Source organism: Elioraea sp. (genome assembly GCF_051860475.1).
Classification (GTDB): Bacteria; Pseudomonadota; Alphaproteobacteria; order Acetobacterales; family Acetobacteraceae; genus Elioraea.
In genome coordinates, this window is sequence record NZ_JBHYDW010000011.1 from 14,015 (window position 1) to 28,041 (window position 14,027).

Sequence of the window (14,027 nt, forward strand, 5' to 3'; positions counted from 1 at the left end):
GGGTCCGGGTGCGTTGCGCGCGGGGGTTCGGGCGACACATAACGGCCGGGGATCGGGGCGGCAACCGGGATGGGACGCATGAGCACCGTGTCGGCGGCGGAGGCGGCGAAGTTCGGGGCCCTGGCCGAACACTGGTGGGACCCCGAGGGGCCGATGCGGCCGCTGCATCGGATGAACCCGCTGCGCACGGGCTGGATCGCGCGCCGGGTCGAGGCGGCGGGGCTTGCCTGGCGGGGGCTGCGCCTGCTGGATGTCGGCTGCGGCGCCGGGCTGGCCGCCGAGGCGTTCGCCCGGCGCGGCGCGGCGGTCACCGGGATCGACGCCGCGTCCGAGGCGATCGCGGCGGCGCGGCGCCATGCCGAGCAGGGCGGGCTCGCGATCGACTACCGGATCGCCGCGCCGGAGGAACTCGCCGAGGAGGGCGCCCTGTTCGACGTCGTGGTCGCGCTCGAGGTGATCGAGCACGTCGCCGATCGCGACGCGTTCCTCGCAGCACTCGCGACGCTGACGCGTCCGGGCGGGCTGGTGTTCCTCTCCACCCTGAACCGCACCGCCCGGTCGTTCCTGCTCGCCAAGGTGGGAGCGGAGTATCTGCTGCGCCTCCTGCCCGTGGGCACGCATGACTGGCGTGCCTTCGTCACCCCGGCCGAGCTTGCCCGTGCGCTCCGCCGCGCCGGCTTCGCGGTCACCGACAGCGCCGGGATGACCATGGCTCCGCTGACCGGGACATGGCGCGAGAGCGGCGACCTCTCGGTGAACTACCTGGTGGCGGCCCGGCGGGCGTGACGGCACGGACCCGGCCCGCCGCCGCAGGCGACCTGGAGACGCTGGCGGCGATCCACGTTCGGGCCTGGCGCGAGACCTATGGCGGGCTGATCCCCGAGCCCGCGGCCACGGGCATGCCGCTTGAGGAGCGCGTGGCGATGTGGCGGCCGCGCGTCCAGGGCGCGCCGGCCGGACGCGGCATCTGGCTCGGGCTGGACGGGGAGGGCGTGCCCGCCGGATTCGTGGCCTGCAGGGCGCGGCGGCCCGACGGGCCCGAGGCCGAGGCCGAGATCCACGCGCTCTACATCCTCGCGCGCGCCCGCGGACAGGGGCTCGGGCGGGCGCTGATGGCTGAGGCGGCGCGGTTCCTGGCCGCCGAGGGTTTCACCTCGCTCGGGCTCTGGGTGCTCGCGGTCAATGCCCGGGCGATCGCGTTCTATCGCGCGCTCGGCGCCGTGCCCGGCCCCACCCAGAGCTTCACGATCGGTTCGGTGACCCTGGTCGAGACGGCGGTGATCTGGCCCGACCTCGCGGCGTTCGCCGCCTCGGACTGCGCGCAGGGCACGTTTCCGGTCGACAGGGCGGGCGGCAGTGTGTAGGAATATAGTCTGACGAGAGGAGACGTGCGTCCTTCGCACCCCTCGCGCCGCGCCCGACCGATCCCTGCCCGAAGGACTCCCCATGACCGCCATGCCGCGGTCCGCCAACACGGCCTCGACCCAGGCCGTGCTGGCGGACATGTCCGCCTCCGCCCGCAAGCTGAACCGCTGGATCGGCCTGCTGCTCGCCGGACTCGTGGCCGCGCCGGTGCTCACCGCGGCCGGCGGCGCCTCCTGGCTGCGCGCGATCGCCGTCTCCGAAGGCCGCGAGCGGCTCGGCGAGGTGCTGGCGATGGCGGCGCAGCACAGCACCACCGTGTTCCAGGTCAACAGCGAAATCGCCCGCCAGGTGGCGATCGCCGCCGCCGATCGTCCAGCCGAGGCGCTGCCGCTGGATGTGCGGATGCACGCCCGCCTCTCGGAGGTGGCCGCGCGGCACACCCACATCACCGCGATCGCGGTCACCGACCTGGAGGGCCGGGTGATTCTCCACTCGCACGCCTTCCCGGCACCCGAGGACGCCCGGATCGCGCTGCCGGATCTCGGCGCGCTGGCGGCGGCCGGGCCGGCCGGGATCGCGCTGACGCGACCCCGCCGCGGGCCGATCGGCGAGACGCTCGCCTTCGGTCTGGTGGTGCCGCGGATCGAGGCGGGCCGGCTGGTGGGCGCGGTGGTGGTGGATACCGGTGCGGACTACCTCCAGCTCGCCTATGGCGAGCTTGCCCCGTTCAGCGACTTCACCGTCTCCTGGGTGGCGCGCGACGGTTGGCTGCTCTCGCGACGGCCCGGGCTCGAGCACCCGGTGCGCCTCGATCCGGCAACCGCCCAGATGCGCGCGATCCTCGCCGGCGACACCGAGGGGAGCTTCGAGGACGCCTCTCCGGTCGACGGGGTGCACCGGCTGTTCGCCTGGACGATTCTGAAGGACTGGCCGGTCGCGCTGATCGTGGGCGGCGGCAGGTCCGGCCTCGCCACCGCGCATGACCGCGTGACGATCGCCTTCGCACTCGCCCTGATCGCCGCCTCCGCCGCGATCGGCGCGCTCGCCTGGGCGCTGCGCCGTGCCGCCGGGCAGCACGCGGCGCTGGTCGAATGCGTGATCGACGCGGACGAAGCACGCCGCAAGGCCGAGGATCAGCTGCACCAGGCGCAGAAGCTGGAGGCGGTCGGGCTGCTCACGGGCGGCGTCGCGCACGACTTCAACAACCTGCTCGCGATCCTGATGGGGTGCACCGAGAACCTCCAGGCCCGTTTCCCGGGCGACCCGGCGGTACGCGAAACGACCGACGTGATGATCATCACCATCGAGCGCGGCGCGCGGCTGACCGCCGACCTGCTGTCGTTCGCGCGCAAGCAGATGCTGTTCCCGGTGGCCTGCGACGTCTCGCGCCAGATCGCAGGGTCCCGCACCCTGCTTGCCAAGGCCGCGGGCGAGGCGAACCAGCTCGTGTTCGACCTCGCGCCGATCCCGCTGCCGGTGCGCGTCGATCCCTCGCACCTGGACGCCTGCCTGATCAACCTGGTCTCGAATGCCCATGAGGTGATCGAGCGCGACGGGCGCATCGTCGTGCGCACGCGGCTGCGCGTGGTCGGGCCGGAGGGCGGAGAGGACGGGCTCGCCCCGGGCACGTATGCGGTGATCGATGTCGAGGACAATGGCCGCGGCATGCCACCGGCGATCGCCGCGCGGGCATTCGAGCCGTTCTTCACCACCAAGGCGCTCGGTCGCGGCACGGGGCTGGGGCTGGCGATGGTCTACGGCTTCGCCCAGCAATCCGGAGGCACCGCGCTGATCGAGAGCCAGCCCGGGCGCGGCACGCGCGTCTCGGTGGTGCTGCCGGTGACGAAGGACACGGTGTCCGCCCCCGTCCAGCGCGCCGAGCACCCGCCGGAGCAGATCACGGTCCATGTCCTGCTGGTCGACGACGATCCGACCGTGCGGCACGTCATGGCGGAGACGCTGAAGAGCCTCGGCGCGACCGTGAGCGAGGCCGGCGATGCGGCCGAGGCGCGCGCCAGGCTCGCCGCCGAGATGCCCGGACTGCTGGTCACCGACGTGGTGATGCCAGGTGACATGAACGGCTACGAGCTCGCCGCCTGGGCACGGCGCGGCGGGCGGATGCTGCCGACGCTGCTGATCAGCGGCTTCGCCGGCAGCCAGCTGCCGGAGGAGCTTGCGGATGCGGAGGCGATCGCGTTCCTGCCGAAGCCGATCGCGCGGGCCGACCTAGCCGCGGCGATCGCGGGGCTGCTCAAGGCGCAGCGGCGGGCGCGGGCGGAGGCAGCGACCGACGGGGCGCCGGCGGGCTGACGCGGGGTGGATCACCCGTCGGCGCGCGGCACCCAGGGAATGGTGCTGAAGCCGATGCCCTCGTCGCGGAGCGCCTCGGCGTCCTCTGTCGTGGCCTCGCCGTAGATGCCGCGGGCGTCGCTCTCGCCGGCATGGATCTTGCGCGCCTCGTCGGCGAATCGGGGCCCGACATAGTCACAGTGCTTCTCGATCTCGGCGCGCATGCGCTGGAGGATCGCCAGCGCCGCCGCCGGCATCTGGCCCGCGATCGCCTTGCCCTCGGCCGGCGCAGGCTGGGTCGGGGGCGGAGCAGGCGCGGCCGGTGCGCGCGACGAGGTCACCGCCGGTGCCATCAGCGCCCGCGCTACCTTGGCCGAGCCGCATTCGGGGCACTCGACGAGGCCGCGCTTGGCCATCCGCTCGAATGCGGCGCTGTCCTTGAACCAGCCGTCGAATTCGTGCGCCGAGTCGCAGCGGAGCGCGTAGTGGATCATGGCTCCTTGCCTAGCATGAAACCTCGCCTTGCGATGCTGGGGAGGGCGGCAATCAGTACAAGAGACTGCCAAGGGACCGTGAAGAGAGGGCGAGCGCTCAGCCGGCCGCTGCCGCTGTTCCAGTGATGCCCAGGATGCGGTCGAGTTCGCCCGCGCGGTCGATCCGGGCGAGGTCGTCATAGCCGCCGAGCGGTGTGCCATCGACGAAGACCTGCGGCACGCTGGTCCGCCCGCCCGAGCGTTCCGTCGCCTCGGCGCGGGCGGGGCTGCCCGAGGGCGCCTCGATCTCGCGGTACGCCACGCCCTTCCTGTCGAGCAGGCGCTTGGCCGCGGCGCAGTAGGGACACCAGAAGCTGGTGTAGATCTCGATCTCGGGCATGGCGTGTCACATCGGATCGCGACGCTGCCGGGTCAATCCCGCGTCACGCGCGGGGCAGGGGCACGCGGGCGACCGCCAGGACGTCGACCGCGGCCGCGCCCGCCTTCAGCAGCACGCCGGCACATTCGTTGGCAGTCGCCCCGCTGGTCAGCACATCGTCGATCAGCACCACCCGCTGGCCGGCGAGACGGGCGCGGTGGCGCGAGGCGACCGCGATCGTGCCGGCGAGCACGGCCACGCGTTCGGCGGCGCCGAGCTCGCCGAGGCTCGGCGTGGCGCGCACCCGGCGCAGCAGGTCGGGCACCACCGGCACGCCGGCGATCCGGCCGACCGTGCGCGCCAGCAGCGCGGCCTGGTTGTAGCGCCGCGCCACCAGGCGCCGGTAGTGCAGCGGCACCGGCACCAGCAGGTCGGCGCCGTCGAGCAGTTCCCGCCCGGCGGTCGCCATCAGGCGTCCGAGCGCGGGGGCGAGCTCGGTGCGGTCGGCGTGCTTGAGCGGCAGGATGACGTCGCGGCTGGCGGCGTCGTAGCGCCAGACCGCGCGCGCCCGGCCGAACTCCGGCGGGTGGGCGAGGCAGGCGGCGCAGAGCCCGTCCGGCCCCGCCTCGCCGGAATGGGCGAAGGGCACGCCGCAGCGCGCGCACATCGGCGCGGTGATGAAGCGGTAGCGCGGGAAGCACTCGGCGCACAGCAGGCCCTGGCGCTCGACCGGGGTCTCGCAGGCGAGGCAGCGCGGCGGCAGCAGCACGTCGATCGCGCCGCGCGCGACCGCGCCGCCGAACCTTCCGAGCCAGGTGTCAGCCGAACGCGGCATCCCCGTCGCGCTCGATCTCGCGCACGAGCTCGATCTCCCAGGACAGATAGGCCTGCATCGCCTCCTCCACCCCCGAGTTCCGGTCATAGGGACGGAGGTAGACGTCGAGGCAGGCCGCGTCGGGCGGGTCGGTGCGGTCCGCCTCCAGCGGCAACCCGCCGGCAGCCCAGCCGGCGGTGCCGCGCTCGAGCACGCCGACCCGGGCGGGGGTGAGGTCCGCCACCTCCTCGACCGCCAGCCGGGCGAGCCGGTTCGCGTCCGGCGAGGTCACCGCGACGATCCCCGTCTCCGGCAGCCGGTCCGCCAGGGCCGCGAGCCGCGTGCGCACGCCCCAGAGCGCGCCGGGGATGTGGCCCTCGCGGAAATCGACCGAGCGGGCGAGATCGACCACCCGGAGCTGCCCGGCCTGCCAGGCGGCGTGCGCCTCGCGCAGCGGGATCGTCTCGGCCTCGGGCACCTCGCCCGGGGGCACCCAGGGGCCGGTGGCGGTGAAGTCCTCGGCCGCCCCCTCCAGCACGTGGATGTCGCGATGGCCCATCTGCGCCAGCCACTGCGCGGCCATGCGCGCGCGCACGCCGTGATCGTCCACCAGCACGATTCGGGCGTTGCGCACGGCGATCCAGCCGTCCGTCGCCTGCACGAGCTGCCCGCCGGGCGCGGAGCGCGCGAAGGCGAGATGTCCGGCGGCATACTCCGCCGGATCGCGAACGTCGAAGACGTAGAGCGTGCGGGCAGGGTCGCGGCGCCAGGCATCGAGGGTGGCGCGGTCGATCAGCCCGACGTGGTGCTTCACGCGCAGCGCCTCGGCGCGGGCGAAGGCCGTCTCGGCATCCGGCGTGCCCTCGGGATAGCGCGCGGACTCGCCGCGGGCGCAGGTGAAGCCGGCGAGCTCCCAGCCCATGGTGCCGTTGCGCAGCGCGACGACGCGGTTCGGCACGCCGGCCGAGCGCAGGCTTTCCGCGCCTAGGATCGAGCGCGTGCGCCCTGCGCAGTTCACCACCACCAGCGTCTCTGGGTTCGGGGCGAGCGCCCCGATCCGGTATGCGAGCTCGCCGCCCGGCACGTTGATCCCGGTCGGGATGCTCATGCGGCGGAACTCGTCGAGCGGGCGGCTATCCAGCACCACCATGTCGGTGCCGGCATCGATCAGCGCCTTCAGCTCCGCGGCATCGACCGAGGGCGTGCCGTAATGGTGCTCGACCCACTCGCCGAACGCCTTCGAGGGCACGTTGACGCCGGTGAACAGCACGTAGCCCGCGTCACGCCACGCCGGCGTGCCGCCGGCCAGCACGGCGACGTTGCCGTAGCCCATCGTTTCGAGCTCGGCAGCCGCCTGCTCGGCGAGCCCGCGCCCGTCATCGGTGACGACGATGCGCGCGGCGGCGTTCGGCAGCAGCGCGCGCGCGAACAGAGGCAGGCGCGAGCGCGGCAGCGGCGCGGCCCAGAACAGGTGGCCGGTGCCGAACTCGCCCTCCTCGCGCGCATCGACGATCGCGAGCTCCGCGCCGTCGTGGATCATCGCCTTCAGCGCGTCCGGCGCGATCTCCCTCACCATCTGCGCCACGATCAGCGATTCGCGGTCGGCGCCATGAAGGTGCGGTTGTACGGCACGGCCTCGCCGGTCGCCGGGTCGTAGGCCATGCGGTTGTCGAGCTTCTCCAGCGCCAGCCCGTACATGTGCAGATGCCGCGTCGGCCGGTCGCCCTGGGTGTGGATGGAGTGGATGTCCTCGGGCATCAGCGCGATGCCGGTGCCGGGCTTCACCACCACCTCGCGCACGAGGTCGAGCCCGCCGTCGCGCTTCGCATAGACCTTGTTCAGCTCCTCGCCGTCCACCGCGACCACGACCGCCCAGGTGGTGTGATCGTGCGGCTTCGTTTCGTTGCCCGGGTTCAGCGCATTGAGGTAGAGCGCGAAGCGGCCGCCCGGATCCTCCTGCAACAGGTAGCGGCGCGAGCCCTTCTCGCCGGCGGGCGGCGGCTGGAACTCGGCGGAGGGGAAGAGGTGCTCCTGGGCGGCGAGCGTCTGGAGCTCGACCATGATCGCGTCGAGGGCGGCGCGGGTGACGCCCTCGCGCGCCTCGATCGCGCGGATGCGCTCGACCGCGGCGGCGACGGCCGCGGTACGGGCGGCGGTGACGGTCTGTTCGTTCATGGCGGGTCCTCCTGCTGGCGCAGTATGCCGAGAGGCTTGGACCAAGAACCTCGGACGCGCAAGCTCGGGGCGGGGAACCTGTGCCCCGCCCCACCGCCTACGGAATCGCCCGCTCCGCCAGTAGCGCCGCGACGGGCAGAAGCGTCGCGACGACGAGCACGGCCAGCACGCCGGCGCGATACGCCGCCCGGGAGAGGTCTGGCGGGCGGCGCGGGCGTGTCCAGCTCTCCGCATGCGAGGCGGAGGACTCCCGTGAGCCCGACAGAAGGGCCTCGATCCATGGCGTGTCGCGTGTCGCCATCGTGCTGTCGCGGCCGGAACCGCGCTCCCGTTTGCCGAACGTCATGATCGCTTGCGGGGGTGACAGGGGCTGTGCGGCGCCTCACATCTCGGGCATGGCGGCGATTCCCCAGCCCTTCGATCGGCGCGCCCATCGCCTGAGCCGCGATCGGGCTGCCGCACTGGTCGATCGGGCCGAGCCGCTGCTGGCCGCCGTCGCCGACCGTATGCTCGACCGACTGGACGACACCACCCGCCGCTTCACCCGCGCGCTCGATCTCGGCGGCCGGCACGGGCTGCTCGCGCGCGCGCTCCACGCCCGCGGCATCCCGGTCGTGGTCTCGGCCGATCTCTCGCCCCGGATGGCGGCACGCGCGGGCGGGCTCGCGGTCGCGGCCGACGAGGAGTGGCTGCCCTTCGCGCCCGGCGCGTTCGACCTGATCGTCTCCGCCCTGTCCCTGCACTGGGTGAACGACCTGCCCGGCGCCATGATCCAGCTCCGCCAGGCGCTGCGGCCGGACGGGCTGTTCCTCGCCATCCTGCCCGGCCCGGCCACACTCGCGCCGCTGCGCGCCGCCTTCCTCGCCGCCGAGGCCGCGACCTCGGGCGGGGCGAGCCCGCGCGTGATCCCGCTGCCCGACCTGCGCGACGCCGCGTCCCTGCTCCAGCGCGCGGGCTTCGCGCTGCCGGTCGCGGATGCCGAGACGCTGACCGTGACCTACCCCGACCCCTTCGCGCTGTTTGCCGAACTGCGCGCGCTCGGCGAGACGAATGCGCTGGCCGCACGCAGCCGCCGGCCAGCCACCCGCGCGCTGATCGCCGAGGCCGCGCGCCGCCTGCCGCGCGACAGCGAGGGACGGATCGCGCTGCCGCTCGAGCTGATCACGCTGACGGGCTGGGCGCCGGCAGCGAGCCAGCCCAGGCCGCTCGCGCCCGGCAGCGGGGCCGCGCGGCTCGCCGCGGCGCTGGGTGCCGACGAGCAGGGCGCGGGCGAGCTGGCGCCCTCGCGACTTGCGCCGCCGAAGCCTGCGCGCTAGGGGCAAACATGGACAGGCGGCCCACCATGAACCAGCTGGAACGCGTGCAGGGGATCGAGCCGGGCGATGCGCGCCGGATCATCCTCTACAGCCCCGAGGACTTCGCGTTCATGCGCCGCGCCGGCCAGCTCGCGGCCGCCACGCTCGACATGATCACCGAGCACGTGAAGCCGGGGGTCACCACCGAGGCGCTCGACCGACTCTGCCACGACTTCATCCTCGATCACGGCGCGGTGCCCGCCCCGCTCGGCTATCGCGGCTTCCCGAAATCGATCTGCACCTCGGTGAACCACGTCGTCTGCCACGGCATCCCCTCGCCGCGCCGGCTCGAGGAGGGCGACATCCTCAACATCGACGTCACCGTGGTGCTGGACGGCTGGCACGGCGACTCCTCGCGCATGTACGCCGCCGGCAGGCCTTCGGTGAAGGCGCAGCGGCTGATGGATGTCACGCATGAGGCGATGATGCGGGGCATCGACGTGATCCGTCCCGGCGCGACGCTCGGCGATCTCGGCCACGCCATCCAGTCCTTCGTCGAGCGCCAGCGCTTCAGCGTGGTGCGCGAGTTCTGCGGCCACGGGCTCGGCCGCGCCTTCCACGAGCCGCCCAACGTGCTGCATTTCGGCCGCCCGGGCGAGGGGGTGACGCTGCGCGAGGGCATGCTGTTCACGGTCGAGCCGATGGTGAATGCCGGCCGGCCCGAGGTGAAGATCCTTGATGACGGCTGGACGGCGGTGACGCGCGACCGCTCGCTCTCGGCGCAGTTCGAGCATACGGTCGGCGTGACGGCGACCGGGTGCGAGATCTTCACCCTGTCCCCGGCGGGGCTGCACAAGCCGCCCTACGCCTGACGGGGCGCGCCGGGACGCCGATGCCGAAGCGGCGGGGCATGGCGGATGCGGGCGGGCTGTTCGCGCTCACCCCCGAGGCCGAGCCCGCCCCCGGCCATCTCGGCCATCGCGAGCGGCTGCGCGCCCGCTTCCTCGCCGGCGGCGCGGACGCGGTCGCCGACTACGAGCTGCTCGAACTCCTGCTGTTCGCGATCCCGCGCCTGGACACCAAGCCGCTCGCCAAGGCGCTGATCGCGCGCTTCGGCAGCTTCGCCGGCGTGCTCGCCGCACCCAAGGAGGAGCTGGCGAAAGTGCCGGGGGTGGGCGAGGCGGTGATCGCGACGCTGAAGGTCGCGCATGCCGCGGCCCTGAAGCTCGCCGCCGCGGAGGTCGCCGACCGGCCGTTGCTCAACGCCTGGGACAAGCTGATGGCCTATCTGCATGCGGCGCTGGCGCGCGAGCCCGTCGAGCACTTCCGGGTGCTCTACCTGGACAACAAGAACCGGCTGAAGGCGGACGAGACCCAGACGCGCGGCACGGTGAACCACGCCCCGGTCTATCCACGCGAGGTGGTGAAGCGGGCGCTCGATCTTCAGGCCAGCGCGCTCATCCTCGTGCACAACCACCCCTCGGGCGACCCGACCCCGTCGCGCGCCGACATCGACATGACGCGCGAGGTGCAGAAGGCCGCCGCCGCACTGGGCATCGCGCTGCACGACCACGTCATCGTCGGCAACGGGCGCTGGCTGTCGTTCCGCCAGCAGGGGCTGCTTTAGCGCGAAGAACGGCGCAGAAGGATTACCTATAGTAGTATTCTGACGGCGGTTGCACTACCTTCTCCGCGGAGGACGGATGGAGCTGGACGTGCGGCTGCTGCGACGGTTCTTCAAGCGCGACAAGGCCGATCGGGCCTGGCCCGAGGGCGCGCCGCTGCGTCACGCGCGCGGCTTCGCCGATGCCGGCGCATCGGCGCAGATCGAGGTTCCGGCCGCCCGCGCCTCCCCCCTGCCGCCGGCCGAACGCGCACCCCGCCGCCTCCCCGTCGAGGCACCGTTCCCCACCACCGGTCCGTACGGCCACCGCGCGCGGATGCGTGACAAGCTGCTCGTGCGCGGGCCGGACGCACTTGCGGACTACGAACTGCTCGAAATGCTGCTCTACTTCGCGATGCCCAAGGGCGACACCAAGCCGCTGGCGAAGGCGCTGATCAACCGCTTCGGCAGCTTCGCGGGCGTGCTCGCAGCACCCCAGCAGACGCTGCTCGACACGCGCGGCCTCGGGCCCCACAGCGTCGCCGCGATCAAGCTCGTCCAGGCCGCCGCGATCCGCATGGCCAAGGCCGAGGTGATCGACCGGCCGGTGCTGAACAACTGGGACCGCCTGATCGACTACCTGCACGCGGTGATGGCGCGCGAGAAGATCGAGCAGTTCCGCGTGCTGTTCCTCGACCCCAAGAACCGCCTCATCGCCGACGAGGCGCAGGCGCGCGGCACGGTGAACCACACGCCCGTCTATCCGCGCGAGGTGGTCAAGCGCGCGCTGGAACTGCACGCGACCGCGCTGATCCTGGTCCACAATCACCCTTCTGGCGATCCGACGCCGAGCCGCGCCGATATCGAGATGACGCGCGAGATCGGGCAGGCGGCGGCGGTCCTGTCGATCACGCTGCACGACCACCTGATCGTCGGCAACGGCCGTTTCCTGTCCTTCCGCCAGGAAGGACTGCTCTGATCGCGTATCAGGCGAGCTCGTAGGCGCTGCGTCCCGGCATCGCGCCGCCGCGCAAGGCACCCGCCCGCACATCGCCCCACTGCACCGCGTGGCCCGCCGGCAGCGCGCGGCTGTTCGGCACCGCGAGCCAGATGCGGAGCAGCACCCGGCGCGCGCCCGAGGCCGCGTCATCCGCATAGGCCGTGCGGCCGTGATAGGTGACGTGCTGGTTCATGAGCTGGATCTGGCCCGCCTCGAACGGCATCTCGACGCAGAGCTCATCGGCGAGGCGGGCGAGCTCGTCCATCGCCTCGATCTGCACCGGCGTCAGCCGCGGCACCGATGGCTCGTCCTGCGCCATCTCGACATAGGTGCGGCTGTACTGGCTGGTGAACGCCCCGTCCGGCCCGCGCGAGAACACCGGCATCGCGAACACGGCATCCGCGCGCGAGCCCTCCTCGTCGGCGGGGCGCTTGCGCCAGAAGTCGCGGTAGAGCTCCGCCAGCAGATCGGGCCTCCGTTCCGCCAGCGCATCGTGGATCGCCACCGTCGAGACGATGCGCGACACCCCGCCGGCGATGCCGTTCGAGGCGCAGAGCAGCGCCAGCACGTCGCACTTGTCGGTGTGGAAGCGGAGCGGCCCCGTCGAGCGCGAGCGCGCCCGCGCCGAGGGCACCGGCCCGGGCCCGCTGGCGGTGACGGCCGCGCCCGTGCCGGTCTCGTCGCGCACCTCGGCGAGGATCTCGCCGGCGGTGTTCTGCGGCAGCGGCGTGCCGAGATGCGCCGCCAACCCCCAGAAGATGCGCTTGAGATCATCATGCGTGTAGCGCGTCGGGTCGAGCCCGCCGAGCCGGACAAGCCCGCGCCCCTGTTCGAGCTCGTCGGAGACCTCGGCGAGCCGATCTGCCACCGTCGGCAGCGGGAACTCGGCCGCACCGAACTGCCCGGGCGCCCGCCCGGCGACGGCCGCCATCGCCGCCTCGATCTCGGCGATCTCCTCGGCCGAGAACGTCCTGATCCAGGATCGATCCGCGGCCAGTTCCGTGCCGGTCCATGCCGCCGGTCCGCCGATCGGATTGAGCCGAACCGCCATCGCACCCTCCTCCCTCGGTCGCGGCCGCAGTGAAGCACGCAGTGAAGCACAGGGTTGCGCGCTCGGCCATCCGCCGCCAGTGTTCCGCAGGCAACGAAACGAAGGGGGCTTCGCATGATCCTGACCCGCCGTACGGTGCTGACCGGCGCCGCAGTCGCAACCGCGCTGCCGGCCGCGGCACAGGCCTGGCCGACCCGCTCGATCCGCTTCGTCGTGCCCTGGCCGCCCGGCGGGCTCAATGACCTGATCGCGCGCTACTTCAACGACCGCGTCTCGGCCGCGCTCGGCCAGCCGATCGTCAACGACTTCAAGGCCGGCGCCGGCGCGCGCATCGGCGTCACCGAGATCGCCCGCGCGCGCCCCGACGGCTACGTGATCGGCATGGGCAATCTGGCACCGCTGACGATCTATCCCAACACCGACCCGGATCTCGCCTACGACCCCGCGCGCGACCTGGTGCCGGTCCTGATGTTCTGCGCCTCGCCGCTGGTGCTGGTGGTGGGTGCGAACTCGCCGATCCGAGACGTCGCCGGGCTGATCGCCGCCGCGCGCGCCGAGCCCGGCCGGCTGAACTACGGCTCGGTCGGGGTGGGCACCGCGCAGCACCTGATCTTCGAGATGTTCCGCGCGCGCGACGGCATCGAGATGGTGCACGTGCCCTATCGCGGCACCAATGACAGCCTGCCGGCGCTGCTGACCGGCGACGTGCACGCGATGTTCGACACGCTGCCCTCGATGCTGCCGCAGATCCGTGCCGAACGCGTGCGCGCGCTCGCCGTCACCACGCCCGCGCGCGTGCCGCATCTGCCGGACGTCCCAACCCTCGGCGAGGTCGGGTATCCGGAGGTGGACATCGTCACCTGGTATGCGGTGATCGTGCCGACCGGCACGCCCGAGCCGATCCAGGCGCGGCTCGCGCGCGAATACGGCGCGGTCTCGGCGACCGAGGAGACCAAGGCGTTCCTGGAGACGCACGGGCTGATCTATCTGCCGAGCACGCCGGCGGAGTTCGCCGCCCGTGTGGCCGCCGAGCGGGCGCGCTGGGGAAGGCTGATCGCCGAGCGCGGCATCCGCGTGCGTTAGTTGGGCACGTCGGGCAGCGCGTCATGAGCGTGCGCATCGTCCGGCTCGGCACGACGCGGCTGCCGGACGAGGGCACGCGAATCGGTACGGTGCGGCACCTGCCGCGCGGCGTGCGCAAGGAGCGCTACGCCGCCGAGGACTGGTTCGATGTCTGGTATCCGGAGCTGGCGCCCAGTGCCGCGCTGGTATCGCGCGCCCGGGGCGCGCGGACGGAGGTGGAGTGGCGCGATTTCGTCAAGTCGTTCCGGAAGGAGATGGATGCGCCGGCGGCGCGGCGCACGCTCGACCTGCTCGCGGCCCTGTCGCACCGCGCGGACTTCTCGCTCGGCTGCTACTGCGAGGACGAGGCGCGTTGCCACCGCTCGGTGCTGCGCGCGCTGCTCGCCGAGCGCGGCGCAAGGCTCGACCCTGACCCTGATCGTGGCTGACCGCGCCGCGCGGCATCGGCCGCGTGCCCCCGGCGACGACGGCCGTGCGAGCGACGTGCGACACCGGAATGG

General features: G+C 73.0%; 16 protein-coding genes. 9 read left to right on the forward strand and 7 right to left on the reverse strand.

The features are described 5' to 3' along the window. Positions 1-78: 78 nt before the first annotated feature. The 3 genes from ubiG to ACTIFU_RS03720 all read left to right on the forward strand — a co-directional run bounded on the left by ubiG (position 79) and on the right by ACTIFU_RS03720 (position 3,675). Positions 79-786: a bifunctional 2-polyprenyl-6-hydroxyphenol methylase/3-demethylubiquinol 3-O-methyltransferase UbiG gene (gene ubiG / locus ACTIFU_RS03710; protein WP_439576944.1), complete on the forward strand. Its 708-nt coding sequence runs from the start codon at positions 79-81 to the stop codon at positions 784-786. Next, positions 783-1,364 (forward strand): GNAT family N-acetyltransferase, encoded by a 582-nt coding sequence (locus tag ACTIFU_RS03715; RefSeq protein WP_439576945.1) that lies wholly within the window; start codon positions 783-785, stop codon positions 1,362-1,364. The genes ubiG and ACTIFU_RS03715 overlap by 4 nt, the downstream gene beginning before the upstream one ends. A gap of 82 nt (positions 1,365-1,446) precedes the next feature. Beyond that, a complete protein-coding gene (locus ACTIFU_RS03720) occupies positions 1,447-3,675 on the forward strand; it encodes an ATP-binding protein (RefSeq protein ID WP_439576946.1) in 2,229 nt (742 codons plus the stop codon). An 11-nt stretch (positions 3,676-3,686) separates the two neighbouring features. Here ACTIFU_RS03720 and ACTIFU_RS03725 read toward each other — a convergent pair whose 3' ends face one another. From ACTIFU_RS03725 to ACTIFU_RS03750, 6 genes are all read right to left on the reverse strand, one after another. Beyond that, the gene (locus tag ACTIFU_RS03725) at positions 3,687-4,148 is read right to left on the reverse strand and encodes a DUF1178 family protein (RefSeq protein WP_439576947.1); all 462 of its coding nucleotides are present in this window, start codon (positions 4,146-4,148) and stop codon (positions 3,687-3,689) included. Between the two features lie 97 nt (positions 4,149-4,245). Further along, complete coding sequence (gene grxC, locus ACTIFU_RS03730) at positions 4,246-4,527, reverse strand: glutaredoxin 3 (protein WP_439576948.1); 282 nt, start codon at positions 4,525-4,527, stop codon at positions 4,246-4,248. Between the two features lie 43 nt (positions 4,528-4,570). Next, a complete protein-coding gene (locus ACTIFU_RS03735; protein WP_439576949.1) occupies positions 4,571-5,341 on the reverse strand; it encodes a double zinc ribbon domain-containing protein in 771 nt (256 codons plus the stop codon). Beyond that, positions 5,325-6,896 (reverse strand): rhodanese-like domain-containing protein, encoded by a 1,572-nt coding sequence (locus tag ACTIFU_RS03740; protein WP_439576950.1) that lies wholly within the window; start codon positions 6,894-6,896, stop codon positions 5,325-5,327. Before ACTIFU_RS03740 ends, ACTIFU_RS03735 begins: the two co-directional genes overlap by 17 nt. Positions 6,897-6,907: 11 nt before the next feature. After that, positions 6,908-7,495 (reverse strand): cysteine dioxygenase, encoded by a 588-nt coding sequence (locus ACTIFU_RS03745; protein ID WP_439576951.1) that lies wholly within the window; start codon positions 7,493-7,495, stop codon positions 6,908-6,910. 97 nt (positions 7,496-7,592) lie between these two features. Further along, positions 7,593-7,841: a hypothetical protein gene (locus ACTIFU_RS03750; protein ID WP_439576952.1), complete on the reverse strand. Its 249-nt coding sequence runs from the start codon at positions 7,839-7,841 to the stop codon at positions 7,593-7,595. Between the two features lie 49 nt (positions 7,842-7,890). Between ACTIFU_RS03750 and ACTIFU_RS03755 the strand changes: the two genes are divergently transcribed. The 4 genes from ACTIFU_RS03755 to radC (ACTIFU_RS03770) all read left to right on the forward strand — a co-directional run bounded on the left by ACTIFU_RS03755 (position 7,891) and on the right by radC (ACTIFU_RS03770) (position 11,372). Further along, on the forward strand, positions 7,891-8,811 hold the full coding sequence (locus ACTIFU_RS03755) for a methyltransferase domain-containing protein (protein WP_439576953.1): 921 nt from the start codon (positions 7,891-7,893) through the stop codon (positions 8,809-8,811). A 26-nt stretch (positions 8,812-8,837) separates the two neighbouring features. Continuing rightward, complete coding sequence (gene map, locus ACTIFU_RS03760; RefSeq protein ID WP_439576954.1) at positions 8,838-9,662, forward strand: type I methionyl aminopeptidase; 825 nt, start codon at positions 8,838-8,840, stop codon at positions 9,660-9,662. A gap of 20 nt (positions 9,663-9,682) precedes the next feature. Further along, positions 9,683-10,417, forward strand: coding sequence for a RadC family protein (gene radC / locus ACTIFU_RS03765; RefSeq protein WP_439576955.1), 735 nt, complete (start codon positions 9,683-9,685; stop codon positions 10,415-10,417). 76 nt (positions 10,418-10,493) lie between these two features. Further along, positions 10,494-11,372, forward strand: coding sequence for a RadC family protein (gene radC, locus ACTIFU_RS03770; RefSeq protein ID WP_439576956.1), 879 nt, complete (start codon positions 10,494-10,496; stop codon positions 11,370-11,372). 7 nt (positions 11,373-11,379) lie between these two features. Here the strand turns inward: radC (ACTIFU_RS03770) and ACTIFU_RS03775 are convergent, their stop codons facing one another. Further along, positions 11,380-12,444 carry a TauD/TfdA family dioxygenase gene (locus ACTIFU_RS03775; protein ID WP_439576957.1) on the reverse strand — a complete coding sequence of 355 codons (1,065 nt, stop codon included), beginning with the start codon at positions 12,442-12,444 and terminating at the stop codon, positions 11,380-11,382. Positions 12,445-12,558: 114 nt separating this feature from the next. Between ACTIFU_RS03775 and ACTIFU_RS03780 the strand changes: the two genes are divergently transcribed. Both ACTIFU_RS03780 and ACTIFU_RS03785 read left to right on the forward strand, forming a co-directional pair. Continuing rightward, positions 12,559-13,527: a Bug family tripartite tricarboxylate transporter substrate binding protein gene (locus ACTIFU_RS03780; RefSeq protein ID WP_439576958.1), complete on the forward strand. Its 969-nt coding sequence runs from the start codon at positions 12,559-12,561 to the stop codon at positions 13,525-13,527. A 23-nt stretch (positions 13,528-13,550) separates the two neighbouring features. Further along, the gene (locus tag ACTIFU_RS03785) at positions 13,551-13,955 is read left to right on the forward strand and encodes a DUF488 domain-containing protein (protein WP_439576959.1); all 405 of its coding nucleotides are present in this window, start codon (positions 13,551-13,553) and stop codon (positions 13,953-13,955) included. Positions 13,956-14,027 lie beyond the last annotated feature (72 nt).

What these genes read in the sequence shown, in the direction of transcription:
- ACTIFU_RS03735 (WP_439576949.1), bottom strand. Translation starts at nt 5,341, where the DNA reads ATGCCGCGTTCGGCTGACACCTGGCTCGGAAGGTTCGGCGGCGCGGTC.
- ACTIFU_RS03745 (WP_439576951.1), bottom strand. Translation starts at nt 7,495, where the DNA reads ATGAACGAACAGACCGTCACCGCCGCCCGTACCGCGGCCGTCGCCGCC.
- ACTIFU_RS03720 (WP_439576946.1), top strand. Translation starts at nt 1,447, where the DNA reads ATGACCGCCATGCCGCGGTCCGCCAACACGGCCTCGACCCAGGCCGTG.
- map (WP_439576954.1), top strand. Translation starts at nt 8,838, where the DNA reads ATGAACCAGCTGGAACGCGTGCAGGGGATCGAGCCGGGCGATGCGCGC.
- ACTIFU_RS03780 (WP_439576958.1), top strand. Translation starts at nt 12,559, where the DNA reads ATGATCCTGACCCGCCGTACGGTGCTGACCGGCGCCGCAGTCGCAACC.
- ACTIFU_RS03740 (WP_439576950.1), bottom strand. Translation starts at nt 6,896, where the DNA reads ATGGTGAGGGAGATCGCGCCGGACGCGCTGAAGGCGATGATCCACGAC.
- ubiG (WP_439576944.1), top strand. Translation starts at nt 79, where the DNA reads ATGAGCACCGTGTCGGCGGCGGAGGCGGCGAAGTTCGGGGCCCTGGCC.
- radC (WP_439576955.1), top strand. Translation starts at nt 9,683, where the DNA reads ATGCCGAAGCGGCGGGGCATGGCGGATGCGGGCGGGCTGTTCGCGCTC.
- ACTIFU_RS03775 (WP_439576957.1), bottom strand. Translation starts at nt 12,444, where the DNA reads ATGGCGGTTCGGCTCAATCCGATCGGCGGACCGGCGGCATGGACCGGC.
- ACTIFU_RS03785 (WP_439576959.1), top strand. Translation starts at nt 13,551, where the DNA reads ATGAGCGTGCGCATCGTCCGGCTCGGCACGACGCGGCTGCCGGACGAG.
- radC (WP_439576956.1), top strand. Translation starts at nt 10,494, where the DNA reads ATGGAGCTGGACGTGCGGCTGCTGCGACGGTTCTTCAAGCGCGACAAG.
- ACTIFU_RS03750 (WP_439576952.1), bottom strand. Translation starts at nt 7,841, where the DNA reads ATGACGTTCGGCAAACGGGAGCGCGGTTCCGGCCGCGACAGCACGATG.
- grxC (WP_439576948.1), bottom strand. Translation starts at nt 4,527, where the DNA reads ATGCCCGAGATCGAGATCTACACCAGCTTCTGGTGTCCCTACTGCGCC.
- ACTIFU_RS03725 (WP_439576947.1), bottom strand. Translation starts at nt 4,148, where the DNA reads ATGATCCACTACGCGCTCCGCTGCGACTCGGCGCACGAATTCGACGGC.
- ACTIFU_RS03755 (WP_439576953.1), top strand. Translation starts at nt 7,891, where the DNA reads ATGGCGGCGATTCCCCAGCCCTTCGATCGGCGCGCCCATCGCCTGAGC.